At 36.6% G+C, this 232-nt stretch carries 1 protein-coding gene; it reads right to left on the reverse strand.

The features are described from left to right. A partial coding sequence (locus V6256_RS15490) for a transglutaminase family protein (protein ID WP_341599137.1) occupies window positions 1–232 on the reverse strand: 232 nt, incomplete at both ends.

Consider the following 232-nt stretch of genomic DNA (forward strand, 5'->3'; position numbering starts at 1 on the left):
ACTCCAAAATACATAAACGACCGGTTGATGAATCTGGTGAATATAATTTATCAATACAGAATTCTGCACGATGTTTATTACCAGTTAAATCAACTAATAAGTTACGTAACAATCTATCAACTAACCAAGGCTCTGGTACTTCACCTTCAGGCATATGAGAGAAATCAATCTCTAACTCATATAAAACCTCATCTCGTGCTTCATCAACACGTGGGTCTTGACTTGTTGGTCC

The organism is Psychromonas aquatilis (assembly GCF_038155185.1).
Classification (GTDB): domain Bacteria; phylum Pseudomonadota; class Gammaproteobacteria; order Enterobacterales; family Psychromonadaceae; genus Psychromonas; species Psychromonas aquatilis.